Here is a 24,038-nt window from a genome sequence, read left to right as displayed (position 1 = left end):
ACATGAACAACCTACGCAAGCGCGCCGCGCGCCGCCGCACATTGGGCCTGCTGTTTGCCGGCGCCGCCGGCGTGGCCGTGGCCGGGCTGCCCGGCGCGGCGCAGGCGCAAGCCAGGCCGGTGCTGCGCATCGGCTACCAGAAGTACGGCACGCTGACGCTGCTGAAAGGGCGCGGCACGCTGGAGAAGCGCCTGGCCGCCAAGGGCATCGACGTGAAATGGACCGAGTTCCCCGCCGGTCCGGTACTGCTGGAAGGCCTGAACGTGGGCAGCATCGACTTCGGCACGGTGGGCGAAGCGCCGCCCATCTTCGCGCAGGCCGCCGGCGCCAGCCTGGTCTACGTCGGCAACGAGCCGCCGTCGCCGACCAGCGAGGCCATCGTGGTGCCCAGGGATTCCAAGGCGCGCAGCCTGGCCGACCTGAAAGGCAAGAAGATCGTCCTGAACAAGGGCTCCAACGTCCACTTCCTGCTGGTGAAGGCGCTGGAGAAGGCCGGCCTGGCGTACAAGGACGTGGAAGTGGTGTTCCTGCCCCCGGCCGACGCGCGCGCCGCCTTCGAGCGCGGCAGCGTGGACGCCTGGGCCATCTGGGACCCCTTCCTGGCGGCGGCCGAGAAGCAGCTGGGCGCGCGGGTGCTGGTGGACGGGCAAGGCCTGGTGGCCAATCACCAGTTCTACCTGGCGGCGCGGCCTTACGCGGAGAAGCACCAGGAGGTCGTCCGCATCGTCATCGAGGAACTGGCCAAGGTGGACGAATGGGGCCTGAACAACCAGAAGGAAGTGGCCGCCATCCTGGCGGTGCAGACCGGCCTGGATACCGGCGTGGTGGAGCTGGCAGCCTCGCGCTACGCCTACGGCGTGAAGCCGGTGACGCCCGAGGTGATCGCAGCGCAGCAGAAGGTGGCCGATGCGTTCGCGGCCCTGAAGCTGATCCCCAGGCCGATCGTGGTCAAGGATGCGCTGCTGCCGTTCAAGCTTTAAGAGGAATGCCATGTCGTTGAATATTTTCTGGTTCATCCCCACGCACGGCGACAGCCGCTACCTTGGGACGTCCAAGGGCGCGCGCGCGGTCGATGCGGACTACCTGCAGCAGGTTGCCGTCGCTGCCGATACGCTGGGCTACGACGGCGTGCTGCTGCCGACCGGACGCTCCTGCGAGGACGCGTGGGTGGTGGCTGCGTCGCTGATCAACGCGACGAAGAAGCTGAAGTTCCTGGTGGCGGTGCGGCCCGGCCTGTCCACGCCGGGGCTGGCGGTGCGCATGGCGTCGACCTTCGACCGGCTGTCGAACGGTCGCCTGCTGATCAACGTGGTCACCGGCGGCGACCAGGGCGAGCTGGAAGCGGACGGCCTGTTTGCCGACCATGCCAAGCGCTATGAGATTTCCGACGAGTTCGTCCGCGTGTGGCGCGCCTCGCTGTCCGGCGAAGGCGGCGAGGCGGGCTACGACTTCGAGGGCAAGCATATCCAGGTGAAGGGCGCCCGCACGCTGTACCCCCCGGTGCAAAAGCCGTATCCGCCGCTGTATTTCGGCGGTTCTTCCGAACCGGCGCACGCGCTGGCGGCGGAGCAGATGGACGTGTACCTGACCTGGGGCGAGCCGCCCGCCGCCGTGGCGGAAAAGATTGCCGATATCCGCGCGCGCGCGGCGAAGCACGGCCGCACGGTGCGCTTCGGCATACGGCTGCACGTGATCGTGCGTGAAACGAACGAGGCGGCGTGGCGCGCGGCCGAAGAGCTGATCAGCCACCTGGACGACGAAGTGATCGCCAGGGCGCAGGCGGCGTTCAGCAAGATGGATTCGGTGGGCCAGCGCCGCATGGCCGAGCTGCACGGCGGGCGGCGCGACAAGCTGGAAGTGTCGCCCAACCTGTGGGCCGGCGTGGGCCTGGTGCGCGGCGGCGCCGGCACCGCGCTGGTGGGCGACGCGGAAACCGTGCACGCGCGCATCCGGGAATATGCGGACCTGGGCATCGACACATTCATCTTCTCCGGTTATCCGCATCTGGAGGAATCGTACCGTTTCGCGGAACTGGTTTTCCCGCTGCTGGGCAAGGGCAAGGCTGTCACGGAGCAGTCGCTGAGCGGACCGTTCGGCGAGGTCATGGCCAGCAATATCCTGCCGAAGAAGGCGGCCTGACATGGATCGCACCGGGCAGGCCGCGAAGGCCACTGAGACCAGTAACGCCTCCGCGCTGGCGCCATGGCTGCTGCCGGCGGGCCTGCTGCTGCTGTGGGAAGTGTCGGCCCGCGCAGGCTGGCTGTCCAGCCGCGTGCTGCCGGAGCCGTGGTCGGTGGCGCGGGCCTTCTGGACCCTGGCGGAATCCGGCGAGCTGTGGACGCATCTGCGCACCAGCTTGTGGCGCGCCGGCAGCGGTTTCGCCATCGGCGCCGGGGCAGGGCTGCTACTGGGACTGCTGACCGGCAGCTTCCGCCGCGCCGAAACCCTGCTCGACACTACCTTGCAGATGATACGCAACATCCCCGCGCTGGCGCTGATCCCGCTGGTGATCCTGTGGTTCGGCATCGACGAAACGGCCAAGCTGTTCCTGCTGGCGGTGGGGGTGTTCTTTCCGGTCTACCTGAACACCTTCCACGGCATCCGCTCCACCGACCCGGCACTGATCGAGATGGCGCGCAGCTACGGCGTGTCCGGCTGGGCGCTGTACCGCGACGTGATCCTGCCCGGCGCGCTGCCGTCGGTACTGGTGGGCGTGCGCTTCTCGCTCGGACTGGTGTGGGTGCTGCTGATTGTGGCCGAAACCATTTCGGCGCAAGCCGGGATCGGCTACATGACCATGAACGCGCGCGAATTCCTGCAAACGGACGTGGTGCTGGTCGGCATACTGCTGTACGCCTTGCTCGGCAAGCTGGCCGACCTGGCCTCGCGCGGGATGGAGAAGCATTTCCTGCGCTGGAACCCCGCATACCGTTGAGAAGGAGCCCCATGCTGCTTGCACCCACCTACTTTGAATCCGACCTGTTCGCCGATGCGGCGGAGGGCGGCGCGCCGGACCAGGCCGGGCAGCCGGCGGCGCGCGGTGCGCCGGAACGCGCCGGCGTCGCCATCGGCGTTTCGGCGCTGAGCAAGTCCTACGGCGCGCGCGACGTGCTGCGCGGGGTGGACCTGCAACTGAAGGCAGGGGAGTTTGTCGCCATCGTCGGCCGCAGCGGCTGCGGCAAGAGCACCCTGCTGCGCGCGCTGGCGGGCCTGGAGCAGGCCGACAGCGGCGCCATCGCCTTCGGGTCCGGGAGCGGAGGAGGAAGCGAAGAAGCCGGCCTGCGCGAGGCCGGCTTGCGCATCATGTTCCAGGAAGCGCGCCTGCTGCCGTGGAAGACCGTGCTGGAGAACGTGGCGCTCGGCCTGCCGCATGCGCTCAACGCCGCAGCCGCCGCGCTGTCCACGGTGGGCCTGGGCGACCGCGCCGACGACTGGCCATCCACCCTGTCCGGCGGCCAGAAGCAGCGCGTGGCGCTGGCGCGCGCCCTGGTGCACCAGCCGCAGGTGCTGCTGCTGGACGAGCCCCTGGGCGCGCTGGACGCGCTCACCCGCATCGAAATGCAGCAGCTGATCGAATCCCTCTGGCTGGCGCGCGGCTTCACCGCCGTGCTGGTGACCCACGACGTGAGCGAAGCGGTGGCCCTGGCCGACCGCGTGCTGCTGATTGAAGACGGCGCCATCGCCCTCGACCTGGTTATCGGCCTTCCCCGTCCCCGCGCCGCCGCGCGCACCGCCGGCCACGACGCCGCCGCCTTCGCCGCCTTCGAGCAGCGCATCCTGGCGCACGTCCTGCGCGCACAAGCCTGAGTCAACAATGGTACCTTTGGCAGATGGGCGCTGCGCGCGCCCATCTGTACACTGCGCACATTGATTGCTTCAGTCCTCGTGACCATGATCGATTTTTTCGATAATAAACCGGTATATTTTCCGTTTTACAATCGAATTGTGCCAGCGCATAATCGCCGTCAATCACAAAGATCACGGGCAATGCGCCCGTTCCAATAATCACCACTGACTGGAGTTTTACTATGAAAAAAATCGTTGCTCTGCTGATCGCCGCTGGCGTGTCCATGGCTGCCGTCGCCGCACCGGAAACCTATGTGCTGGACCAGGCCCACACCGCGCCGCGCTTCGAGTACTCGCACTTCGGCTATTCCAACCAGGTGAGCCGCTTTGACAAGACCGAAGGCAAGATCGTGATCGACAAAGCCGCGAAAACCGGTTCGGTGGACGTGGCCATCGACACCAAGTCCGTCAACACCGGCTTCCCGCTGTTTAACAGCCACATTCAAGGCGCGGACTTCCTGGACACCGCCAAGTTCCCGACCATCACCTACAAGTCGACCAAGGTGAACTTCGCCGGCGACAAGCCGACTTCGGTGGACGGCAACCTGACCATCAAGGGCATCACCAAGCCGGTGACCCTGACCGTGACCTCGTTCCAGTGCATGCCGCACCCGATGCTGAAGAAAGACGCTTGCGGCGCCAACGCCGTGGCCAAGATCCTGCGCTCCGACTTCAACGCCGGCAAGTACGCGCCGCACGTGGGCGATGAAGTAACCCTGACCTTCGCTGTCGAAGCCATCAAGGAATAAGTTTTGAAGTAAGCAGTAAAGCAGTGCCGGCCGGCCGCCTTTTTGATGTGCCCTAGAAAAACAAAGGACTACAACATGAATCCGGTATTCACCAGGCTGGTGCTGCCTGCGGCATTGTCCGCAGTTTTCCTCACGCCGGCCTTCGCGGCCGACCTCATCATCACCAACGGCAAAGTGGCCACCATGGTCAAGGAGGGCAGCTTTGCCCAGGCCGTGGCGATGAAGGACGGCAAGATCGAAGCCGTCGGCAGCAACGCGCAGATCCTCAAACTGAAAAGAGCCGATACCCAGGTCATCGACGCGGGCGGACGCACCGTTATTCCCGGCCTGAACGACTCGCACCTGCACGTCATCCGCGAAGGCCTGAACTACAACGCCGAGCTGCGCTGGGATGGCGTGACGTCGCTGAAAAAAGCGATGGAAATGCTCAAGGAGCAGGCCGCGCGCACGCCGGAGGGCGCCTGGATCAAGGTGGTGGGCGGCTGGAACGAATTCCAGTTCGAGGAAAAGCGCCTGCCCACGCTGGAGGAAATCAACGCCGCCGTGCCGGACAAGCCGGTCTTCCTGCTGTATTTGTACGGCCTGGGCTTCCTGAACCAGAAGGGCATCCAGACCCTGGGCTACAACAAGGACACCAAATTCAAGGATGGCGTGGTGGAGCTGGATGCGGAAGGCAAGCCGACCGGCAAGCTGATCGCCAAGCCGAACGCGCTGATCCTGTACACCACGCTGGCCAAGACCAATGTGCTGCCGCGCGAGCAGCAGCGCAATTCGACCTTGCACTACTACCGCGAACTGAACCGCCTGGGCGTGACCAGCGCCATCGACGCGGGCGGCGGCGGCCAGAACTTCCCGGACGACTACGGCGTCACCGTCGAGCTGGCCAAGGACGGCAAGCTGACCGTGCGCACCTCCTACTACCTGTTCGCGCAGAAGCCGGGCAAGGAGCTGGAAGACTACCAGCGCTGGCTCACGCTGACCAAGCCGGACAGCAACCAGCATATGTTCTACGCCAACGGCTACACCACCGAGGGCGCGGGCGAGAACCTGGTCTGGAGCGCGGCGGACTTCGAGAATTTCCTGGAGCCGCGTCCCGACATGCCTGAGCACATGGAAGGCGAACTGGAAGCGGTGCTGCGCCTGCTGGTGAAAAACCGCTGGCCCTTCCGCATCCACGCCACCTACGGCGAATCGATCGACCGCGACCTGGCGGTGATCGAGAAAGTGAACAAAGAGATTCCCCTGAAAGGCCTGCGCTGGTTCTTCGACCATGCCGAGACCATCAGCGACGCGCAGCTGGCGCGCGTGAAAGCGCTGGGCGGCGGCATCGCCGTGCAGGACCGCATGTACTTCCAGGGCGAGCATTACTGGAAGCAGTACGGCGCACAGACGCGCCAGATGCCGCCGATCCGCAAGATGCTGGAGATGAAGCTGCCGGTGGGCCTGGGCACGGACGGCACGCGCGTGAGCAGCTATGGTCCGTGGCCGTCGGTGTACTGGGCGGTGACGGGCAAGACTGCGGGCGGGCTGAGCCTGTGGCAGCCCAAGGATATCCTGAGCCGCTACGAGGCGCTCAAGCTGATGACCAGCGGCAGCGCCTGGATGAGCGGGGAAGAGAAAGTGAAGGGCACGCTGGCCAAGGGACAGTATGCGGACCTGGTGATCCTGCCCCAGGATTACTTCAGCATGCCGGTGGACCAGATCAAGAACCTGGAAAGCGCGCTCACCGTGGTGAACGGCAAGGTGGTGTATGCCGGCAAGGAGTTCAGCCAGTATGCGCAGCCGCTGCCTGAGGTGGCGCCGGCCTGGAGTCCGGTGAAACACTACGGCGGGTATCAGAACAAATGATCGGGCTGCTGCGTAAGCTGATCGGGCCGTTCACGCCGGATGGCGGGCTGCTGTTTGCCCGCCTCGCGGGCGCGGCGCTGCTGCTGCACGTGCACGGCATTCCGAAAATCGTGCACTACCAGACCGAGCTGGCCCATATCGACGATCCGCTCGGGATGGGGCGCACGCTCACCTTGTGGTGCGCGCTGTTTGCCGAGGTGTTTTGTCCGGTGCTGATTGCGCTGGGGCTGTTCACGCGGCTGGCGGCGCTGCCGGTGGTGTTCCTGCTGGCCGTGTCCATGGTGCTGGTACACCCGGACTGGAGTATCGCCGAAGGGCAGTTCGGCTGGCTGCTGGTGATCGTGTTCGGCACCATCGCGCTCAGCGGCGCTGGGCGGTATTCGGTGGATGCCAAGCTGGCGGGGTAGCGGGGACGGCGGGTTACGGCTCCGCCTAACCCGCCCCACGCAAATCACGTGGCGTACCGTAGGGCGGGTTAGGCGAAGCCGTAACCCGCCGGAGCCCCCTGAGGCTTACGCCAGCGCAGGATAATCCGTATACCCTTCCGCCGTCGAATGATAGAAGGTCTCCGGACGCTGCGGATTCAGCGCCGCATCCTGTTGCAAGCGCGCCGGCAGGTCAGGATTGGCGATGAAATCCTTGCCCCAGGCTACCGCGTCGGCGGTGCCCGCAGCCAGCACGGCGTTCGCAGTGGCCTTATCCATCTTCTCATTGGCGATATAAATCCCGCCGAATTCCTTCTTCAGCAATGGCCCCAGGCTATCCTCGCCCACGGCTTCGCGCGCGCAGATGAAGGCGATGCCGCGCTTGCCCAGCTCGCGCGCCACGTAGCCGAAAGTCTCGGCCGGGTTCGAGTCGCTCATGTCGTGCGAATCGCGGCGCGGCGCCAGGTGCATGCCGACGCGGCCTGCACCCCATACCTCGATCGCCGCATCGGTCACTTCCAGCATCAGGCGGGCGCGGTTTTCAACCGGACCGCCGTAGGCGTCGGTGCGCTTGTTGGTGCCGTCCTGCAGGAACTGGTCCAGCAGGTAACCGTTGGCGCCGTGGATCTCCACGCCGTCGAAGCCGGCCAGCTTGGCGTTTTCCGCGCCCTTGCGGAAGGCTGCCACGATGCCGGGAATCTCTTCCAGGTCCAGCGCGCGCGGCACCGGGTAGGCGCGCTGCGGACGCAGCAGGCTGACATGGCCCTTGGCCGCGATGGCGCTCGGCGCCACCGGCGCGTCGCCGTTCAGGAAGCTCGGGTCCGAAATGCGGCCCACGTGCCACAGCTGCAGGAAGATCTTGCCGCCGGCCGCGTGCACCGCCTCGGTAACCACTTTCCAGCCCGCCACCTGTTCATCCGACCAGATGCCCGGCGTGTCCGCGTAGCCCACGCCCTGCGGCGTGACGGCGGTGGCTTCGCTCAGGATCAGGCCGGCGGAGGCGCGCTGCACATAGTATTCCGCCATCAGCGCGTTCGGCACACGGCCGCCGCCCACTGCGCGGGCACGGGTCAGCGGCGCCATGATGACGCGGTTGTTCAGGGTCAGGTCGCCAATCTTGATAGGGTCAAACAGGTTTGCCATGGTGGTCTTCCTTGAGGTGCCGGGCCTGGTCGTTGGTTACAGGCCCTGGTTCATATGGTCGATAAAGCCCTGGATCACCTGGTCGTTGCGCTTGAAGAAATTCCACTGTCCCACCCGCTGCACCGTCACCAGGCCGGCCTTTTGCAAGGTGGCCAGGTGGGCCGACACGGTCGATTGCGACAGGCCGGTGCGCTGGTCGATCAGGCCCGCGCAGACCCCGAAGGTCAGCGGGTGGGCCTGTTCGGCGAAATAGGCTTCCGGCTCCTTGAGCCAGGCCAGGATCTGGCGCCGGACCGGGTTGGCCAGCGCCTTGTGGATTGCGTCGATGTCAATGTCCATATTTGGCTTTAGCGATACGCGCATCTATAAAGTCCGATGCGTATATCGGCATTCTACGATATAAAAGGAAAACCTGCTGGCGGCGCTTACGCCAACTGGAACAGCAGCAGGGCGATCACGGCCGGCACCGTCTGTACGAACAAGATGCGGCGCGACACGGTGGCAGCGCCCCACACGCCCGCCACCGCCACGCAGCACAGGCCGAACAGGGTGAAGGCGCGCGCGGTGGCCGGGTCCGGGTGGAGGAAGCCGAGCGCCAGGGCCGCCACCAGGAAGCCGTTGTAGCAGCCCTGGTTGGACATGGCAGGCTGCACGATCTCCGCCTTTTCGGCGCTCAGGCCGAACACGCGGCGCCCGCGCGTGCGGAACAGCACCGTCTCCAGCAGCACGATGTAGACGTGGATCAGCAGCACGACGGCGGCGAAAATTTGCGCGATAAGTATCATTCAGCGTCCTTCATGATGGAAATGTTGCAATGATATACTGCCGGCTTGCCCGAGAAGGAGAGAAAATGGCGTGGTTGTTCCTGTTTGTTGCCGGACTGATGGAGATAGGCTGGGCGGTCGGCCTGAAGTACACGGAAGGCTTCAGCAAGCTGGTGCCCTCGGTGCTGACGCTGCTGTCCATGGGCGGCAGCATGGCGCTGCTGGGACTGGCGCTGCGCGACCTGCCGCTAGGCACGGCCTACGCCGTGTGGACCGGCATCGGCACGGTGGGCACGGCGCTGTTCGGCATTTTGGTGCTGGGCGAGCCAGCCGGTGTGCTGCGGCTGGTCTGCATCTCCATGATCACCTGCGGCATCCTGGGCCTGAAGCTGGCGCACTGAGGCGAACGGAGGCGCACGGCGGCGCGGACGCCGCCGTCGCTGGTTCAGAAGCCGGCCGGGTTAGCCTTGGCCAGGTAATACCATTCTGCGTTGGCGCGGGCGTTGGTGTCCGGGAACAGCACGATGGCATCCTCGGCGGCCAGCACCGGCGTGCCGTCCACACGGCGGCCGATCTCGTCGCCCTTGGCGACGCGGTCAAAGCTGGACCACACGCGGCTGAACTTGTCGCCCGCGTCCTGCTTGTCGTGCACTTCCACCATGCTCAGGTACTCGGTTTCTTCCGGCGCCAGCGGCACCGGCTGCGGCGCATCGGTCAAGCCCAGGAAGGCCAGGGTATTCATGATGGCGCGGTAGGCCACGTCCGGCGCCTGCGGATCGGCGTGCTGGCCGCACTCCAGCGTCAGCGCGTAGCCGCCGGTGGAGCGCATGTACTCGGTCGTGCCCACGCCATAGCGCAGCACGGTTTCCAGCTGCGAATCGTCGCGCAGGCGGCGCTGCACCCCGGCGCCGTAGGTCGCCATCCAGCCGTCGACGAAGCGCTTCACGCCCAGGCGGCGCGCCAGGGCGCGTTCCTTCTCCTCATGCTGGAAAGGCTGCAGCGTGCCATCGTTGTTGCGCGGGCCCACCATCACGAAGGGCTGGCTCCGGGCGTTGAAGGAGTGCAGGTCCAGCAGCACCTCGTGCTGGCCGAGCAGGGGGCACAGCCAGTTGGCGATGCGGTCCTCGAAATCCTGCGGGTTCTCGTTGGGGAACAGGTTGCGGTTCAGGTTGCGGTCGCCCGAACGTTCACCCTTGGCGTAGGCCAGCGGATTGACGATGGGCACAAAGGTCACCATGCCGTTCAGGATGCGCAGCTTGCCGCTGTCGATCTCCTCCATCACACGATTGATACCCTTGGTCCCGCAGGTCTCGTTGCCGTGCACCGCGCCGGTGATAATCACGCGCGGGCCCTTGCCCTGGCCGGTATAGTTGACGGATTTGAAATGCAGATCGCTTGCTACAGTCATGCTGGTTCCCCGAAACTGATGAATGGCCGTTATTCTAGCGGGGATTGAGCCGCCGAAAGTTAAAATTGCATATGAAATCCATCACCCGTATCCACGGTCTAGACACGCTGCGCGCATTAGCGATCGCGCTCGTGTTCATGAACCACTACGTCCTGTTCGTCAGCAAACACGCCCCGTTCGGCTTCTGGGGCGAGGTGGGATGGACCGGCGTGGACCTGTTTTTCGGCCTGTCCGGCTACCTGATCGGCAACCAGATCTTCAGCGCCATGCGCAGCGAAGCCGGCTTCTCGCTGCGCACCTTCTACATCCGCCGCTTCCTGCGCACTTTGCCGGCGTTTTATGTCGTGCTGGCCCTGTACGCCTGCTGGCCGTGGTTCCGCGCCGGGCTCAGCATGCCGCCGCTATGGCAATTCCTCACCTTCACGCAGAATTTCGACCTCACGCCGGGCACCGCGTTCTCGCACGCCTGGTCGTTGTGCGTGGAAGAACAGTTCTACGTGCTGCTGCCGGCCGTCGCGCTGCTGATCGGCGCGATGCGGCGCTCGCTGGCCTGGGCCTGGGTCGCGGTCGTTGGTAGCTTCCTCGGCGGCATGGCCATCCGCGGCTACCTGTGGCAGGCGCACGTGGGCGACAACGAAGGCGGCTTCGCCTACTACAACGTGATCTATTACTCCTCCCTGTGCCGGTTTGACGAGCTGGTGGCCGGCGTGGCGCTGGCGCTGCTGAAGAACCACCACGCCGGGGCATGGCGCCGGCTCACGTCGCGCGGCAACTGGGCGCTGGCGGCCGGCATGGCCGTGGGCGGGGGAGCGCTCTACCTGTTCGCGGAAGACCACTACGGCTACGGCATGACCGTGTTTGGCTACCCGATGCTGGCGCTGGGCGTCACGCTGCTGCTGATTGCCGCGCTCAGTCCCGGATCCCTGCTGGAGAAGACGCCGATCCCCGGCTTCGGCAAGCTGGCGCTTTGGTCCTACGCCATCTACCTGACGCACAAGCAGATATTCCTGCTGCTCAAGCCTGAGCTCATCCAGCACGGCATCAGCCCGGCCGGCTGGACCGGCATCGCCATCATGACCGTGGTCAGCGTACCGCTCGGCTGGCTGCTCTACGCCGCCATCGAAACCCCCTTCATGCTGCTGCGCGACCGCTACTTCCCCGCCAAGCGACCTGAGCCGCATTTTCCAAAATCGGGGTCAGACCCCGATCCTGAAGAAATGCGGCTCAGGTCGCCTGTCAGAAATGGCTTAAAGGCTAAGACTTTCCCCACCATTCCATAAGGCCGGCGCTCCGTCCGGCGCCGTTTTTGCCCCTGCCGTAGCGGAGTGATGGCGCCAGGCGGACTGAGCACCACCTTCGGGGTCAGACCCCGAAGTCGGGAAAATGCGGCTGAGGCTGGTTGTAGGAGGATGTGAGGGCGACGCGGTTATTGGCGCATTTCGATGACGTCGTAGGGCGATTGCATGCTGTTGAGGAATTCGAGCAGGGCGCGCACGCGGGCGGGGGCTTCTTCGTCGCGGGTGCTGTCGATGGCCTGGCGCAGCCCGGGCATGGCTTCCACCGTGTGCGGGCTCTGGTAGGATTTGATCAGCAGCGCAGCGAGCTGCGCCGCTTCCTTGCCGTTGTTGTGCCGCAGCCGCGATTCGATTACGCCCAGCAGCGCGCGCTGCATGCGCGGCGTGGGCGCGGTGATGTGGATGAACACCAGCGGCGTGTTGCCGATGGCCTCGCAGATGCGGCGCTCCATCTCGTCCGCTTTCACGTCCGGGGCAATGTCGAAATACGCGGCGTTCCAGCGCGTGCGCGCGTGCGGGTGGCCGGGCGGGAAGGAGTCGGCGGTGTCGAAGCCGCAGATACGGCTCAGATGTTTGAGCCAACCGATGAGTGGGGATGTCATGCGGACATTTTAGCGGAAAACGCGGACAGCCCTGGGGGCGTCGCTTCCCCCAGAGGCTGGTTTGACCGTTGCTGCCTGATTGCCTTAGGCGTGGGCCTCTTCGCCCAGCTTGCCGGCGCGGAAGTCGTCCACCGCCTGCATCAGCTCGGCCTGCGTGTTCATCACGAAGGGGCCGTACTGGGCGATCGGCTCGTTCAGCGGCTTGCCGGCGATCAGGATGAAGCGGCTGCCTTCAGCCGCCTGCACCGTCACGCCGTCGGCGCCGGCGGCGTTTTCCAGGATCGCCATGCGGCCGCTGGCCACCGGCTTGCCGCCGATGTGCACGCCGCCGCGATAGGTGAACACGAAGGCGTTGTGCCCGGCCGGGATCTGCTGGCTGAAGCTGGCGCCCGCCTTCAGTTCCACGTCGAGGTAGATCGGCTCGGTCACTTCACGCTGGACCGCGCCGGCCACGCCATGGCTGCTGCCGGCGATCACGCGCACTTGCGCGCCTTCGGTGCCGAACGACGGCACTTGCTCGGCGTTGAAGTCGCGATACCACGGGGCGCGCATCTTGTCCTTGGCGGGCAGGTTCAGCCACAGCTGGAAGCCTTCCATGCGGCCTTCTTCCTGCTCCGGCATCTCCGAGTGGATCACGCCGCGCCCGGCCGTCATCCACTGCACGCCGCCGTTGGTCAGCAGGCCTTCGTTGCCGGCGCTGTCCTTGTGCCGCATGCGGCCGGTGAGCATATAGGTCACCGTCTCGAAGCCGCGGTGCGGGTGCTCGGGGAAGCCGGCGATGTAGTCGTTGGCGGTATCGCTGCCGAAATTGTCCAGCATCAGGAACGGGTCCAGGCGGCGCTGCAAAGGCTGGGTCAGGACACGGTTGATTTTCACGCCCGCGCCGTCCATCACGGCCTGGCCGTTGATGATGCGCTCCACACCGCGCGATTGCTGCACGTTTTCCGAGATTACTTGTGTCATTTCCATACTCCTTGGTTGTTTGCGCCGCCTGCCCGTTACTCTTCGCTGCTATGGCCGCTTACGCCAGTACCGCGTTCACTTGCGCATCGGCCTCGGCCTGGGCCTTGGCGACGGCTTCCGGACCCATGCCCAGGCCTTCCGAGTAGACCACCTGCACGTCGTTCAGGCCGACGAAGTTCAGGAACATCTTCACGTGCGGCAGCTGAGTGTCGCTGGCTGCGCCGCGGTGCAGGCCGCCACGGGCCACGGCCACGTAGACTTTTTTGCCGGTCAGCAGGCCGACCGGGCCGGTCGGGCCGTACTTGAAGGTGACGCCGGCACGGGCGATGGCGTCGAACCACGATTTGAGCTGCACGGTGATGCCGAAGTTGTACATCGGCGCGCCGATCACGATCACGTCCGCTGCCTGCACCTGGGCGATCAGGGCGTCGTCCAGGGCCACGCGGGCCGCTTGCTCCGGCGTGCGCTGGTCGGCAGGGGTGAACAGGGCCTGCAGGGTAGGCTCGTCGATCACGGGATGCGGATTGGCGGCCAGGTCGCGGCGCTCGATTGCGGCGCCGGGATTGGCAGCGGCCAGCTTGGCCACGATGGAGTCCGCCAGGCGGGTGGATTCGGAACCGGTGCTGCGGGCGCTGGAGTTGATTTGCAGGATGTTCATGGTCGTTTCCTTCGTGTTGGGTTATGTGCTGCGATGGATGTACTTTAACAGTCCCAAAAAGATAGATTAAGCTGGCTAAATGGGTTTCATTGACCCATCAGTGGAACAATCGGGCAAGCGCCACCGTGGGCCGCGGTGAGGGGGCGATGCAGGGCGGCCGGGGGAAGCTAGCTGCCGAGACCCATCATGCGCAGCAGCGTGCGCGTGAGCTGGCTCTCGGCTTTGGCCAGTTCCAGCACCACGTCGAAATGATTGGTGCCCGGGACTTCCAGGTACTCGGCCGGCAGGCCTTTGGCGCGCCAGGCGTCGGCGTAGCTGCGGCTTTGGCGGCGGAATTCGGCGGTCTCGGTGGCGCCGACGCAGGCCAGCAGCGGGCCGCCCTGGTCGGGCAGGTGGTGGATGGGGCTGAGGCGCCGCGCCGCTGCGGCATCCAGCCTGCACCACTCGTTGATGTGCGTGGCGGGGATGGGCGCGAGGTCCATCAGGCCGCTGACCGGGCAGGCGCCCGCCGCTGCGACGGCCGGCAGGCCATGCGCCTGCTGCCAGCCTGGCGCCAGCAGCATGCCGACCAGATGGCCGCCAGCTGAACTGCCGCACAGATAAACCTTGCCCGCGTCGCCGTTGTATTGCGCGATATGCCGGTGCACCCATGCGAGCGCGCGGCGGTTCTGGTCCACGATGCGGTCCAACGTCACGCCGGGCGCGAGCGAGTAGTTGACCGCCACCACGGTGGCGCCGGCTGCGGTGAAGGTGGCGGCCATGAAGCTGGAGTCGTCCTTCGACAGCGCGCGCCAGTAGCCGCCGTGGATGTAGAGCAGCACCGGGCTGCCGGGCTTCGGCGCGGGGAAAATGTCGAGCTGTTCGTCTACGTGCCCGCCGTAGGCCACGCCGCAGTGGCAGGGCAGCGCGGCGCGCGCGGCGGCGCTTTGTTCGGCGTAGGCGCGCAGGTAGACCGTGGCGTCGGGCACGGTGGCCCGGGCGTTGTACTGGCGGTCCAGTTCCGCCGCGCTGTAGCCCTGGTAGAGCGCGGCGGGGTCCTGCCTGGCGCCGTCCGGGGTGCTGGCTTTGCTCCGCATGCGGTCTCCTTGCGCGCCGGGCGGATTAGCAGAAGGCCTGTATGCCGGTCTGCGCGCGGCCGAGGATGAGGGCGTGCACGTCGTGCGTCCCCTCGTAGGTGTTGACCGCTTCCAGGTTGACCATGTGGCGGATGACGCCGAATTCGTCGGATACGCCGTTGCCGCCCAACATGTCGCGCGCGGTGCGGGCGATGTCGAGCGCCTTGCCGCAGGAGTTGCGCTTCATGATGGAGGTGATTTCCACCGCCGCCGTGCCGGCATCCTTCATGCGTCCGAGCTGCATGCAGCCTTGCAGGGCGAGCGTGATTTCGGTCTGCATGTCGGCCAGCTTTTTCTGGATCAGCTGGTTGGCGGCCAGCGGGCGGCCGAACTGCTTGCGGTCCATGGTGTATTGGCGCGCGGTGTGCCAGCAGAATTCGGCGGCGCCCAGCGCACCCCAGGCGATGCCGTAGCGGGCCGAGTTCAGGCAGGTGAAGGGACCGCGCAGGCCGGACACTTCGGGCAGCAGGTTCTCTTCCGGGACGAACACCTCGTCCATCACGATCTCGCCGGTGACGGAGGCGCGCAGGCTGACCTTGCCGTGGATGGCCGGGGCGCTCAGGCCTTTCCAGCCTTTCTCCAGGATGAAGCCGCGGATCTGGCCGTCGTCGGTCTTGGCCCAGACCACGAACACGTCGGCGATCGGGCTGTTGGTGATCCACATCTTGGCGCCGGACAGCGCGTAGCCGCCCGGGACGGTCCGGGCGCGCGTGACCATGCTGCCGGGGTCTGAACCGTGGTTGGGTTCCGTCAGGCCGAAGCAGCCTATCCATTCGCCGCTGGCGAGCTTGGGCAGGTACTTCTGCTTTTGCGCTTCGCTGCCGAATTCGTTGATGGGCACCATGACCAGCGAGCTTTGCACGCTCATCATGGAGCGGTAGCCGGAGTCGATGCGCTCGACTTCGCGTGCGATCAGGCCGTAGCAGACATAGTTCAGGCCCGCGCCGCCGTACTCGGTGGGGATGGTGGCGCCCAGCAGGCCCAGTTCGCCCATTTCGCGGAAGATGGCGGGGTCGGTGCGTTCGTGGCGGAACGCTTCCAGCACGCGCGGGGCGAGTCGCTCGTTGCAGTAGACCTGGGCCGCGTCGCGCACCATGCGTTCTTCGTCCGTGAGCTGGGCGGACAGCAGCAGCGGATCGTCCCATTGGAAGGATGCTTTAGCGTGGGCCATGTGTGTTCTCCTGTTTGTTGGATGGGGCGGTGCCGTTGATGTGGTGTAGCGAGAGGCCGAGCTGGGCGCGGCGCACCAGCCAGGGGCTGGGGCGGTAGCGCGGGTCGCCTGTCAGCTGCTGCAGGTTGCGCAGGATGGTGAGCACGCGCTGCGGGGCGAGGTGGTTGCCCCAGGCGAGCGGCCCGCGCGGGTAGCCCAGGCCGAGCGTGACGGCGCTATCGAGGTCGGCCGGGGAGCAGATGCCTTGCTGGACGATGTCGCAGCCGATGTTGATGATGGTGGCCAGCACGCGCTGGACGATGAATCCGGCGCTGTCGTTGATCAGCGTGGCGGGGTGGCCGGCTTGCTGGAACAGGGCGAGCAGGCTGGCTGCCAGGCCGGTGTCGGTGGCGGGGCTGAGCATCAGCGTGGCGTGGCCGGGCAGCTGGCCGTTGGCGGCGCAGAGCGGGTCGATGCCGAGCGTGCGTGCCGGGTCCAGGTCTAAGCGGGCAACGCAGGCGCTGACGTCTTCGCCAAGCGGGGCCACCAGGCACAAGGCGCCGGCGGACGGGCGGGGCGCGGCGTCGATGTCGGCGCCGAGGCCGCGCAGCAGAGTGGCCAAGGCGGTGTAAGTGCCGGCGTCGGAGGCGTCGATCCAGATCGGGCCGGACCATGGCTGCGGTTGAGGCGGGGCCTGGAGCGCGGATGCCGTGGCGGCGGTTGCGGCGGTTACGTCGGCAGGAGCGGCAGGGCCGGCTGCGTGGTCGTCCGGGGCGGGACCGGCGCCGGGATAGCTGTAGAAGCCCCGGCCGGTTTTTTTGCCCAGCAGGCCAGCGGCGAGGCGCTGTGCGGTGATGGGACTGGGACGGTAGCGCGGCTCCTGGTAGTACTGGCGGTAGATGGATTCCATTACCGGGTGCGAGACGTCCAGGCCAGTCAGGTCGAGCAACTGGAAGGGGCCGAGGCGGAAGCCGGCGGCGCTGCGCAGCACCTCGTCCACCTGTTCGACGCCGGCCACGGTCTCCTGCACGATCCTGAGCGCCTCGGTGAGGTAGCCGCGCCCGGCGTGGTTGACGATGAAGCCGGGCGTGTCGCTGGCCTGCACGGGCGTGTGGCCGATGCGCTGGACGAAGGCGGTCAGCGCTTGCGTGGCCTCGGGGCCGGTCAGCGCGCCGGCGATCACTTCCGCCACTTTCATCAGCGGCACGGGGTTGAAGAAGTGGCAGCCTGCAATGCGGCCCGGCAGGCGCGCGCCAGCGGCGATGGCCGTCACGGACAGGGAGGAGGTATTCGTGGCCAACACGCAGTCGTCGCTGACGATGGCTTCCAGCGCATCGAACAGCGCGCGCTTGGCGTCCAGCTGTTCGACGATGGCTTCGATGACGATGCCGCAGCCGGCCAGCGCGTCCAGCGTGGCGGCTGCGTGCAGCTTCTGGCTGGCCGTGTCGGCGGCTGCGGCGGTGAGCTTGCCTTTGGCCGCCAGCGTGGCGAACTGCCCACGCACTGTTGCCACGGCCTTGGCGGCGGCGCCGGCCTGTACGTCGTACAGCAGCACGTCGATGCCGGCCTGCGCGGCCACCTGCGCGATGCCGCGCCCCATGGCGCCGGCGCCGGCCAAGCCGAGCGTGAGCCGGGCGGGCAGTGGCGCCGGTCCGGCGGCCGGAGCCGGCGTGCCGGCCGGCTGCCCTGCCGGCTGCGTTGCCGGCTGCGCTATCGGCCGCCCCGTCGGCTGCCCAGTCATGCGGCTTCCGGCACGATGGCTGTGACTTCGATTTCCACCTTGGCCTCGTCCTCGATCAGGCCCGCCACCTGCACCGCCGTCATGGCGGGAAAGTGGCGGCCGAACACGGCGCGGTAGGCCACGCCGATTTCCTTGTAGGCGGCGACGTACTCTTTTTTATCGGTGACGTACCAGGTCATGCGCACCACGTGCTCCGGCCCGGCGTTGGCTTCGGCCAGCACGGCGACGATGTTGCGCAGGGTCTGTTCAACCTGGCCGGCGAAGTCGCTGGTGTGGAAGCGGCCTTCCGCGTCCCAGCCTATCATGCCGCTGACGCAGACCGTGCGTCCGCTGGCGGCCACGCCGTTGGCGTAGCCTTTGGGCTGTACCCAGCCTGGTGGTTGCAGGAATTGCATGGTGAACCTCTCGTTTGTGCTCGGTTGAATGGTGTCGGATCAGGCGCGCAGCATTTCGCGCGCGATGATCAGCTGCTGGACTTCGGAGGCGCCCTCGTAGATGCGCAGCGAGCGGATTTCGCGGTACAGCCGTTCCACCGGATGCTCGCTCACCACGCCCAGGCCGCCGAACATCTGCACCGCCGCGTCGATCACCTGCTGCGCCGTTTCGGTGGCGGTGAGCTTGGCCATGGCCGCTTCCTTGGTGACGTTCTTGCCCTGGTCGCGCTGCCAGGCGGCGCGGTAGGTGAGCAGGGCGGCGGCGTCGATGCCGGTGGCCATCTGCGCCAGCTTGGCCTGCGTCAGCTGGAAGTCCGCCAGGGTCTGGCCGAACATCTTGCGCTGCTTGGCGTGCGCCAGCGCTTCGTCCAGCGCGCGGCGGGCGAAGCCCAGCGCAGCGGCAGCCACCGAGGTGCGGAATACGTCCAGGGTGGCCATGGCCACCTTGAAGCCCTGGCCAGCTTCTCCCAGGCGCTGCGCGGCGGGGATGCGGCAGTTGTCGAACTTCAGACGTGCCAGCGGGTGCGGCGCGATGACGTTGATGCGTTCGGCGATCTCGAAGCCCGGCGTGCTCGCGTCCACGATGAAGGCGGAAATGCCGCGCGCGCCCGGCTGTTCGCCGGTGCGGGCGAAGACCACGTAGAAGTCGGCGATGCCGCCGTTGGAGATCCAGGTCTTCTCGCCGTTCAGAACGTAGCTGTCGCCGTCCTGCACGGCGGCGCACTGCATGGCCGCCACGTCGGAGCCGGCCTGCGGCTCGGACAGGGCGAAGGCGGCGATGGCCTCGCCGCGCGCCACGCGGGGCAGGTACGTTTCGCGGTTGGCGTCGCTGCCGAACAGGCTGATGGCGCCGGAGCCCAGGCCCTGCATGGCGAAGGCGAAATCGGCCAGGCCGTTGTGGCGGGCCAGGGTTTCGCGGATCAGGCACAGGGCGCGGGTGTCGATCACGTCCGCGCCGCCGCCGTGGCGGGTGCCGGCAATGGCGTGCGCCAGCCAGCCGGACTGGCCCAGCTGGGTCACCAGCGTGCGGCAGGCTGCGTCCACGTCTTGCTCATGGTGTTGTGCGGCGTGCTGTGATGCGTGCTGTGATACGTGCTGTGATACGTGCTGCGCGGCCCAGCTGTCCAGCTCTTGTTCCAGCTGGCGGTGGCGCGGCTCCAGGAAGGGCCAGTTCAGGTAATTTTTGTCGGACATGGCGGCTCCTTAGTTGCCTTCGAATTCGGGTTTTTGCTTGGCCACGAAGGCGTGGTAGGCGCGGTGGAAGTCATTGGTGGCCATGCAGATGGCCTGGGCCTGCGCTTCCGCTTCGATGGCTTCGTCCACGCCCATGTTCCATTCCTGCTGCAGCATCTTCTTGGTCATGCCGTGCGCGAAGGTGGGGCCGGTGGCCAGGCCTTGCGCCAGGGCCTGCGCGGCTGCCAGCAGCCCGTCCGGCGCGTGGAGGCTGTTGAAGAAGCCCCAGCGCTCGGCCTCCGCGCCGCCCATGGAGCGGCCGGTGTACAGCAGTTCCGCAGCACGGCCCTGGCCGATCAGGCGCGGCAAGAGGGCGCAGGCGCCCATGTCGCAGCCGGCCAGGCCCACGCGCGTGAACAGGAAGGCGGTCTTGCTGCGCTCCGTCCCGAGGCGCATGTCTGAAGCCATGGCGAGGATGGCGCCGGCGCCGGCGCAGATGCCGTCCACGGCGGCGATGACCGGCTGCGGGCAGGCGCGCACGGCTTTCACCAGGTCGCCCGTCATGCGCGTAAAGGCCAGCAGGCCGGGCATGTCCAGCTTGGTGAGCGGGCCGATGATGTCGTGCACGTCGCCGCCGGAGCAGAAGTTCTCGCCGGCGCCGGTGATGACGACGGCTTTCACGTCGTCCGCGTAGGCCAGCGCGCGGAACAGGTCGCGCAGCTCGGCGTAGGAGTCGAAGGTCAGCGGGTTTTTGCGCTCGGGGCGGTTCAGCGTGACGGTGGCGACGCCGCCGCTCACGTCGAACTTGAAGTGGGAGGCCTGGTAGGTTGCCAGCGTTTGGCTGTTGCCGGGGAGCTGGTGCGGGGTTCCTTGGAGGTAGCGCATGGCGGTGTTCCTTATTCGTCTTGGTGGTGGCCGTCGCTCAGATGGCCTTTCATGCGCGAGAGCAGCGCGATCATGTCGTTCTTTTCCTTGACCGAGAGGCCGTCCAGCAGCTCGGCGATCCAGCCTTCGTGCACCTGCGCCATGCGCTCGAAGGAGCGGCGCCCGGCGGCGGTGAGCTTGACGCTGTAGGCGCGGCGGTCTTTCGGATCGGGTACGCGCAGTACCAGCTTTTCGTGCTCCAGCTGGTCGGTGATGCCGGTGACGTTGCCGCCGGTGACCATCATGCGCTTGGACAGTTCGCCCATGCGCAGGCCTTCGGGGTGGCGCTGCAGCTGCGCCATCAGGTCGAAACGGGGCAGGGTGATGCCGAATTCGTTGCGCAGGCGGGTGCGGATTTCGCTCTCTATCATGGTGGTGCAGGAGAGCATGCGCAGCCAGAGCTTGAGCGATTGGTGGTGGTCCTGCGTCAGGCGGGATTCCAGGTCGAATACCTGGGCGGTCTGGGGCGCGTGGGCTGCATGGGCTGCATGCCCTGCCTGCGCCGCATGGGCGCTGTCTGTGTGCTGCGGCGCAGGGGTAGCCGGGGTTTTGCGTGTCATTCCGTGTTTCCTTACATGATCTCGCCGCCGGCCACGGCCAGCGACTGCCCGGTCATGGCGCCGGCGCCAGGCTGGCACAGCCAGGCCACGGCATCGGCCACCTGGTCGGGCTGTATCAGTTGTTTTTGCGGGTTGCCGGCCGCCAGTTCGGCGCGCGCCTGTTCTTCGCTGCGGCCGGTCTTGGCCATGATGTTGGCGATGGCGTCGCGCACGATGTCGGTTTCGGTGTAGCCGGGGCAGACGGCATTGACCGTGATGCCCTTGGTGGCCAGTTCCAGCGCCAGGGAGCGGGTCAGGCCGATCACGCCGTGCTTGGCGGCGCAGTAGGCGGACACGTAGGCGTAGCCGGTCAGCCCGGCAGTGCTGGCGATGTTGATGATGCGGCCCCAGCCCGCCGCCAGCATGCCAGGCAGCGCGGCCTGGATGCAGTGGTAGGTGCCGTCCAGGTTCACCGCCATCATCTGGCGCCAGATATCGCTGCCGGTTTTGCCGAAGGGCGCGGAGGCGGCCTGGCCGGCGTTGTTGACCAGGATGTCGATGCGGCCGTGGCGGCGCGCAGCCTCGGCCAGCGCCAGGTCGACCGACTCGCGGTCGGCGACGTCGATGGTGACGAAGTCAATGTCGGCGGGGCCAGACGCATTTGCCAGCGCGGTCGCCAGCTCGCTCGCCGTCTTCGCCAGCACGGCCTCGGTGCGGCCGGCCAGCGTAACGCGTGCGTCTTGCAGCAGCAGGGCGTGCGCGATGGCGCTGCCGATGCCGCGCCCGCCGCCCGTCACCAGGGCGTGCTTGCCATGCAGGGGACCGTGGCTCATGATCATCCTTCCAGCAGCTTGGCCGCGATTTGCTGCGGCGTCATGCCGCTGTTGGCAGCGGCGATCTGGCGCTCGCGCTCCAGGTTGCGTTCGAGCTGCACTTTGCCCGCCGTGTATTGCTGCGGCCATTCCACGTCCAGGTAGCCGATTTTGGCTGCCTCGTTCAGCGTCCAGGCCGGGTTGGCCAGGTGCGGACGGGCGATGGCGCACAGGTCCGCACGGCCGGCGGCGATGATGCTGTTGGCATGGTCTGCTTCGAAGATGGCCCCCACCGCGATGGTGGGAATGCGCGCCTCGTTGCGCACGCGGTCGGCAAACGGCGTCTGGAACATGCGGCCGTAGACCGGCTTCTCCTGCTTGCTCACCTGGCCTGAGGAGCAGTCGATCATGTCCGCGCCGGCTTCCTTGAACAGGCGGGCGATGGCCACCGCGTCGTCCGGCGTGATGCCGCCTTCCACCCAGTCGTGCGCCGATATGCGCACGCTGATCGGCTTGTCCTGCGGCCAGGCGGCGCGCACGGCCCTGAACACTTCCAGCGGATAGCGGCAGCGGTTCTCCAGCGAGCCGCCGTACTCGTCCTGGCGGTGGTTGGTCAGCGGCGAGATGAAGGACGACAGCAGGTAGCCGTGCGCGCAGTGCAGTTCCAGCCAGTCGAAGCCCGCTTCGGCCGCCGCCACGGTGGCGGAGACGAAATCGCTCTTGATACGCTCCATGTCTCCTGCGGTGGCGGCGCGCGCCGTTTGCGACACGCCGGGCAGGTACTGTTGTTCGGAGGCCGACACCAGCGGCCAGTTGCCGCTCTCCAGCGGCTGGTCGATGCCGTCCCAGGCGCGGCGGGTGGAACCCTTGGCGCCGGCGTGGCCAAGCTGCAGCGCGATCCTGGCGCTGGTGTTGTTGTGCACGAATTCCACGATGCGCTTCCAGGCCGCCGTATGCTCCGGCGCGTACATGCCGGGACAGCCCGGCGTAATGCGGGCGTCCGCCGAGACGCAGGTCATTTCCGCGAACACCAGCCCGGCGCCGCCCATGGCGCGCGCGCCCAGGTGCACCAGGTGGTAGTCGCCCGCCACGCCGTCCACCGCCGAATACTGGGCCATGGGCGAGACCACGATGCGGTTCTTCAGCACCGTGCCGCGCAGCTTGAAGGGCGTGAGCATGGGCGGAATGCTGTGGCGGCCGGCGGGCGGGGGCGGCAGCCCGGCCTGGGCATAGGCCTGCTCCGCGATCCAGCGCTCGTAGCGGTCCACGTAGCCGGCGTCGCGCACCCGCAGGTTCTCGTGCGACAGGCGCTGGCTGCGCGTGAGCATGGAGTAGGCGAACTGCTGCGCCTCCATGGCGGTGTAGCGCTCCACGTTTTCGAACCATTCCATGGAATTGCGGGCGGCGCTCTGGATCTTCAGCACTTCTACGGCGCGCACCTGTTGGTAGGCGTCCAGCACCTGTTCCATGCCCTGGCCGCCATGCTGCTCGAAGCAGCGCGCCAGCTCGATTGCATCTTCCAGTGCCAGCTTGGTGCCGGAGCCGATCGAAAAGTGGGCGCTGTGGGCGGCGTCGCCCATCAGGACGACCGGGATGCGTTTGTCATCCTTCTGATTCCAGTGCACCCAGTTGTTGCAGATGATGCGCGGGAAGGTGATCCAGGCGGCCGAGCCGCGCAGATGGGTGGCGTTGCTGATCAGGGCATTGCCGTCCAGGTGCTTGGCGAACAGGCGCTCGCAGAAGGCGATCGATTCCTGCTGGCTCATCTCGTCCAGGCCCGCCTTGCGCCAGACCTCTTCCGGCGTTTCGACGATGAAGGTGGAGGTGTCGCCGTCGTACTGGTAGGCGTGCGCCTGGAACCAGCCATGCTCGGTTTCCTCGAACGCGAAGGTGAAGGCCGAGAACAGCTTCTTGGTGCCGAGCCAGACGAAGCGGCACTGGCGCTGCTCGATGTTGGGCTGGAAGCTGGCGGCGTAGCGGGTGCGGATGCGGCTGTTCAAACCGTCGCTGGCGATCACCAGGTCGGCGTTGTAGGCCGCCGTGATTTCCTGGTCGTCGGCCACGTCGGTCTCGAACACCAGTTTCACGCCCAATTCTTCGCAGCGGCTTTGCAGGATGTTGAGCAGGCGCTTGCGGCCGATGCCGCAGAAGCCGTGGCCGCCCGAGGTGACGGTGGCGCCCTTGAAGTGGGTGTCGATGTCGTCCCAGTGGTTGAAGGCCTGCAGGATGGTGCGCGCGGTCTGCTCGTCGGCGTTGACCAGGTTGCCCAGCGTCTGGTCCGAGAACACCACGCCCCAGCCAAAGGTGTCGTAGGGGCGGTTGCGCTCGACGACGGTGATCTGGTGGGCGGGATCCTGTTTTTTCATCAGCAGGGCGAAATACAGCCCGGCCGGTCCGCCGCCTATGCATGTGATGTTCATCGTGACTCCTTGTTCCTGTGTCTGCGGCG

25 protein-coding genes are annotated in these 24,038 nt (G+C 66.7%); 9 read left to right on the top strand and 16 right to left on the bottom strand.

All coding sequences use genetic code 11. The annotated features are described in order from the left end of the window. Positions 1-2 precede the first annotated feature (2 nt). The 7 genes from ASC94_RS13705 to ASC94_RS13675 all read left to right on the top strand — a co-directional run bounded on the left by ASC94_RS13705 (position 3) and on the right by ASC94_RS13675 (position 6,850). Positions 3-980, top strand: coding sequence for a sulfonate ABC transporter substrate-binding protein (locus ASC94_RS13705; protein WP_056395492.1), 978 nt, complete (start codon positions 3-5; stop codon positions 978-980). Between the two features lie 16 nt (positions 981-996). Then, entirely contained in the window at positions 997-2,139 is a 1,143-nt protein-coding gene (gene ssuD / locus ASC94_RS13700; RefSeq protein WP_200955740.1) for an FMNH2-dependent alkanesulfonate monooxygenase, read from the top strand. A 1-nt stretch (position 2,140) separates the two neighbouring features. Next, positions 2,141-2,935, top strand: a complete 795-nt coding sequence (gene ssuC, locus ASC94_RS13695; RefSeq protein WP_056395488.1) for an aliphatic sulfonate ABC transporter permease SsuC — start codon at positions 2,141-2,143, stop codon at positions 2,933-2,935. Positions 2,936-2,946: 11 nt separating this feature from the next. After that, the gene (locus tag ASC94_RS13690) at positions 2,947-3,807 is read left to right on the top strand and encodes an ATP-binding cassette domain-containing protein (RefSeq protein WP_056395486.1); all 861 of its coding nucleotides are present in this window, start codon (positions 2,947-2,949) and stop codon (positions 3,805-3,807) included. A 221-nt stretch (positions 3,808-4,028) separates the two neighbouring features. Next, positions 4,029-4,595, top strand: coding sequence for a YceI family protein (locus ASC94_RS13685; RefSeq protein WP_056395484.1), 567 nt, complete (start codon positions 4,029-4,031; stop codon positions 4,593-4,595). A 75-nt stretch (positions 4,596-4,670) separates the two neighbouring features. Beyond that, entirely contained in the window at positions 4,671-6,443 is a 1,773-nt protein-coding gene (locus tag ASC94_RS13680; RefSeq protein WP_056395477.1) for an amidohydrolase, read from the top strand. After that, a complete protein-coding gene (locus ASC94_RS13675; RefSeq protein ID WP_056395475.1) occupies positions 6,440-6,850 on the top strand; it encodes a DoxX family protein in 411 nt (136 codons plus the stop codon). Before ASC94_RS13680 ends, ASC94_RS13675 begins: the two co-directional genes overlap by 4 nt. A gap of 105 nt (positions 6,851-6,955) precedes the next feature. On the opposite strand, the gene ASC94_RS13670 is transcribed toward ASC94_RS13675, so the two are convergent. The 3 genes from ASC94_RS13670 to ASC94_RS13660 form a co-directional block, all read right to left on the bottom strand. Then, positions 6,956-8,011 (bottom strand): alkene reductase, encoded by a 1,056-nt coding sequence (locus ASC94_RS13670; protein ID WP_056395472.1) that lies wholly within the window; start codon positions 8,009-8,011, stop codon positions 6,956-6,958. Between the two features lie 36 nt (positions 8,012-8,047). After that, on the bottom strand, positions 8,048-8,350 hold the full coding sequence (locus ASC94_RS13665; RefSeq protein ID WP_056395457.1) for a helix-turn-helix transcriptional regulator: 303 nt from the start codon (positions 8,348-8,350) through the stop codon (positions 8,048-8,050). A gap of 86 nt (positions 8,351-8,436) precedes the next feature. Next, positions 8,437-8,796 carry a DUF1304 domain-containing protein gene (locus ASC94_RS13660; protein WP_056395454.1) on the bottom strand — a complete coding sequence of 120 codons (360 nt, stop codon included), beginning with the start codon at positions 8,794-8,796 and terminating at the stop codon, positions 8,437-8,439. Positions 8,797-8,861: 65 nt separating this feature from the next. Here ASC94_RS13660 and sugE point away from each other — a divergent pair, with 65 nt between their 5' ends. Next, positions 8,862-9,176: a quaternary ammonium compound efflux SMR transporter SugE gene (gene sugE / locus ASC94_RS13655; RefSeq protein WP_056395452.1), complete on the top strand. Its 315-nt coding sequence runs from the start codon at positions 8,862-8,864 to the stop codon at positions 9,174-9,176. 44 nt (positions 9,177-9,220) lie between these two features. Here sugE and ASC94_RS13650 read toward each other — a convergent pair whose 3' ends face one another. Then, the gene (locus tag ASC94_RS13650; RefSeq protein WP_056395449.1) at positions 9,221-10,183 is read right to left on the bottom strand and encodes a succinylglutamate desuccinylase/aspartoacylase family protein; all 963 of its coding nucleotides are present in this window, start codon (positions 10,181-10,183) and stop codon (positions 9,221-9,223) included. 71 nt (positions 10,184-10,254) lie between these two features. On the opposite strand from ASC94_RS13650, the gene ASC94_RS13645 reads away from it, so the two are divergent. After that, a complete protein-coding gene (locus ASC94_RS13645) occupies positions 10,255-11,463 on the top strand; it encodes an acyltransferase (RefSeq protein ID WP_082616510.1) in 1,209 nt (402 codons plus the stop codon). A 146-nt stretch (positions 11,464-11,609) separates the two neighbouring features. On the opposite strand, the gene ASC94_RS13640 is transcribed toward ASC94_RS13645, so the two are convergent. From ASC94_RS13640 to ASC94_RS13585, 12 genes are all read right to left on the bottom strand, one after another. Further along, the gene (locus ASC94_RS13640; RefSeq protein ID WP_056395447.1) at positions 11,610-12,080 is read right to left on the bottom strand and encodes a hypothetical protein; all 471 of its coding nucleotides are present in this window, start codon (positions 12,078-12,080) and stop codon (positions 11,610-11,612) included. Between the two features lie 84 nt (positions 12,081-12,164). Further along, positions 12,165-13,043: a pirin family protein gene (locus ASC94_RS13635; RefSeq protein ID WP_056395444.1), complete on the bottom strand. Its 879-nt coding sequence runs from the start codon at positions 13,041-13,043 to the stop codon at positions 12,165-12,167. Positions 13,044-13,101: 58 nt separating this feature from the next. Further along, on the bottom strand, positions 13,102-13,701 hold the full coding sequence (locus ASC94_RS13630) for an FMN-dependent NADH-azoreductase (protein ID WP_056395440.1): 600 nt from the start codon (positions 13,699-13,701) through the stop codon (positions 13,102-13,104). A gap of 167 nt (positions 13,702-13,868) precedes the next feature. Beyond that, positions 13,869-14,777: an alpha/beta hydrolase gene (locus ASC94_RS13625; protein ID WP_056395437.1), complete on the bottom strand. Its 909-nt coding sequence runs from the start codon at positions 14,775-14,777 to the stop codon at positions 13,869-13,871. Positions 14,778-14,802: 25 nt separating this feature from the next. Further along, entirely contained in the window at positions 14,803-15,987 is a 1,185-nt protein-coding gene (locus tag ASC94_RS13620; RefSeq protein ID WP_056395433.1) for an acyl-CoA dehydrogenase, read from the bottom strand. Continuing rightward, the gene (locus ASC94_RS13615; RefSeq protein WP_082616509.1) at positions 15,974-17,707 is read right to left on the bottom strand and encodes a 3-hydroxyacyl-CoA dehydrogenase; all 1,734 of its coding nucleotides are present in this window, start codon (positions 17,705-17,707) and stop codon (positions 15,974-15,976) included. Before ASC94_RS13615 ends, ASC94_RS13620 begins: the two co-directional genes overlap by 14 nt. After that, a complete protein-coding gene (locus tag ASC94_RS13610; protein ID WP_056395432.1) occupies positions 17,704-18,102 on the bottom strand; it encodes a RidA family protein in 399 nt (132 codons plus the stop codon). Before ASC94_RS13610 ends, ASC94_RS13615 begins: the two co-directional genes overlap by 4 nt. A 39-nt stretch (positions 18,103-18,141) precedes the next feature. Next, complete coding sequence (locus ASC94_RS13605) at positions 18,142-19,335, bottom strand: acyl-CoA dehydrogenase family protein (protein WP_056395429.1); 1,194 nt, start codon at positions 19,333-19,335, stop codon at positions 18,142-18,144. A 9-nt stretch (positions 19,336-19,344) separates the two neighbouring features. Continuing rightward, positions 19,345-20,199, bottom strand: coding sequence for an enoyl-CoA hydratase family protein (locus ASC94_RS13600; protein WP_056395426.1), 855 nt, complete (start codon positions 20,197-20,199; stop codon positions 19,345-19,347). 11 nt (positions 20,200-20,210) lie between these two features. Further along, entirely contained in the window at positions 20,211-20,798 is a 588-nt protein-coding gene (locus ASC94_RS13595) for a MarR family winged helix-turn-helix transcriptional regulator (protein ID WP_082616508.1), read from the bottom strand. A gap of 11 nt (positions 20,799-20,809) precedes the next feature. Then, entirely contained in the window at positions 20,810-21,616 is an 807-nt protein-coding gene (locus ASC94_RS13590) for an SDR family NAD(P)-dependent oxidoreductase (protein ID WP_056395424.1), read from the bottom strand. Beyond that, positions 21,613-24,009, bottom strand: a complete 2,397-nt coding sequence (locus ASC94_RS13585) for a bifunctional salicylyl-CoA 5-hydroxylase/oxidoreductase (protein WP_056395421.1) — start codon at positions 24,007-24,009, stop codon at positions 21,613-21,615. The genes ASC94_RS13590 and ASC94_RS13585 overlap by 4 nt, the downstream gene beginning before the upstream one ends. Positions 24,010-24,038 lie beyond the last annotated feature (29 nt).

It is taken from the genome of Massilia sp. Root418 (assembly GCF_001425265.1).
Classification (GTDB): Bacteria; Pseudomonadota; Gammaproteobacteria; order Burkholderiales; family Burkholderiaceae_D; genus Rugamonas.
The sequence above is the reverse complement of the archived record's forward strand: the minus strand, read 5'-3'. Positions and strand labels throughout refer to the sequence as shown.

Excerpts from the sequence above, each read along its gene's own strand:
- ASC94_RS13635 (WP_056395444.1), bottom strand. The coding sequence starts at position 13,043 with ATGACACAAGTAATCTCGGAAAACGTGCAGCAATCGCGCGGTGTGGAG.
- ASC94_RS13650 (WP_056395449.1), bottom strand. The coding sequence starts at position 10,183 with ATGACTGTAGCAAGCGATCTGCATTTCAAATCCGTCAACTATACCGGC.
- ASC94_RS13615 (WP_082616509.1), bottom strand. The coding sequence starts at position 17,707 with ATGACTGGGCAGCCGACGGGGCGGCCGATAGCGCAGCCGGCAACGCAG.
- ASC94_RS13640 (WP_056395447.1), bottom strand. The coding sequence starts at position 12,080 with ATGACATCCCCACTCATCGGTTGGCTCAAACATCTGAGCCGTATCTGC.
- ASC94_RS13690 (WP_056395486.1), top strand. The coding sequence starts at position 2,947 with ATGCTGCTTGCACCCACCTACTTTGAATCCGACCTGTTCGCCGATGCG.
- ASC94_RS13585 (WP_056395421.1), bottom strand. The coding sequence starts at position 24,009 with ATGAACATCACATGCATAGGCGGCGGACCGGCCGGGCTGTATTTCGCC.
- ASC94_RS13705 (WP_056395492.1), top strand. The coding sequence starts at position 3 with ATGAACAACCTACGCAAGCGCGCCGCGCGCCGCCGCACATTGGGCCTG.
- ASC94_RS13630 (WP_056395440.1), bottom strand. The coding sequence starts at position 13,701 with ATGAACATCCTGCAAATCAACTCCAGCGCCCGCAGCACCGGTTCCGAA.
- ASC94_RS13645 (WP_082616510.1), top strand. The coding sequence starts at position 10,255 with ATGAAATCCATCACCCGTATCCACGGTCTAGACACGCTGCGCGCATTA.
- ASC94_RS13600 (WP_056395426.1), bottom strand. The coding sequence starts at position 20,199 with ATGCGCTACCTCCAAGGAACCCCGCACCAGCTCCCCGGCAACAGCCAA.
- ssuC (WP_056395488.1), top strand. The coding sequence starts at position 2,141 with ATGGATCGCACCGGGCAGGCCGCGAAGGCCACTGAGACCAGTAACGCC.
- sugE (WP_056395452.1), top strand. The coding sequence starts at position 8,862 with ATGGCGTGGTTGTTCCTGTTTGTTGCCGGACTGATGGAGATAGGCTGG.
- ASC94_RS13660 (WP_056395454.1), bottom strand. The coding sequence starts at position 8,796 with ATGATACTTATCGCGCAAATTTTCGCCGCCGTCGTGCTGCTGATCCAC.
- ASC94_RS13670 (WP_056395472.1), bottom strand. The coding sequence starts at position 8,011 with ATGGCAAACCTGTTTGACCCTATCAAGATTGGCGACCTGACCCTGAAC.
- ASC94_RS13680 (WP_056395477.1), top strand. The coding sequence starts at position 4,671 with ATGAATCCGGTATTCACCAGGCTGGTGCTGCCTGCGGCATTGTCCGCA.
- ASC94_RS13620 (WP_056395433.1), bottom strand. The coding sequence starts at position 15,987 with ATGGCCCACGCTAAAGCATCCTTCCAATGGGACGATCCGCTGCTGCTG.
- ASC94_RS13590 (WP_056395424.1), bottom strand. The coding sequence starts at position 21,616 with ATGATCATGAGCCACGGTCCCCTGCATGGCAAGCACGCCCTGGTGACG.
- ASC94_RS13610 (WP_056395432.1), bottom strand. The coding sequence starts at position 18,102 with ATGCAATTCCTGCAACCACCAGGCTGGGTACAGCCCAAAGGCTACGCC.
- ASC94_RS13675 (WP_056395475.1), top strand. The coding sequence starts at position 6,440 with ATGATCGGGCTGCTGCGTAAGCTGATCGGGCCGTTCACGCCGGATGGC.
- ASC94_RS13625 (WP_056395437.1), bottom strand. The coding sequence starts at position 14,777 with ATGCGGAGCAAAGCCAGCACCCCGGACGGCGCCAGGCAGGACCCCGCC.
- ASC94_RS13595 (WP_082616508.1), bottom strand. The coding sequence starts at position 20,798 with ATGACACGCAAAACCCCGGCTACCCCTGCGCCGCAGCACACAGACAGC.
- ASC94_RS13685 (WP_056395484.1), top strand. The coding sequence starts at position 4,029 with ATGAAAAAAATCGTTGCTCTGCTGATCGCCGCTGGCGTGTCCATGGCT.
- ASC94_RS13605 (WP_056395429.1), bottom strand. The coding sequence starts at position 19,335 with ATGTCCGACAAAAATTACCTGAACTGGCCCTTCCTGGAGCCGCGCCAC.
- ASC94_RS13665 (WP_056395457.1), bottom strand. The coding sequence starts at position 8,350 with ATGGACATTGACATCGACGCAATCCACAAGGCGCTGGCCAACCCGGTC.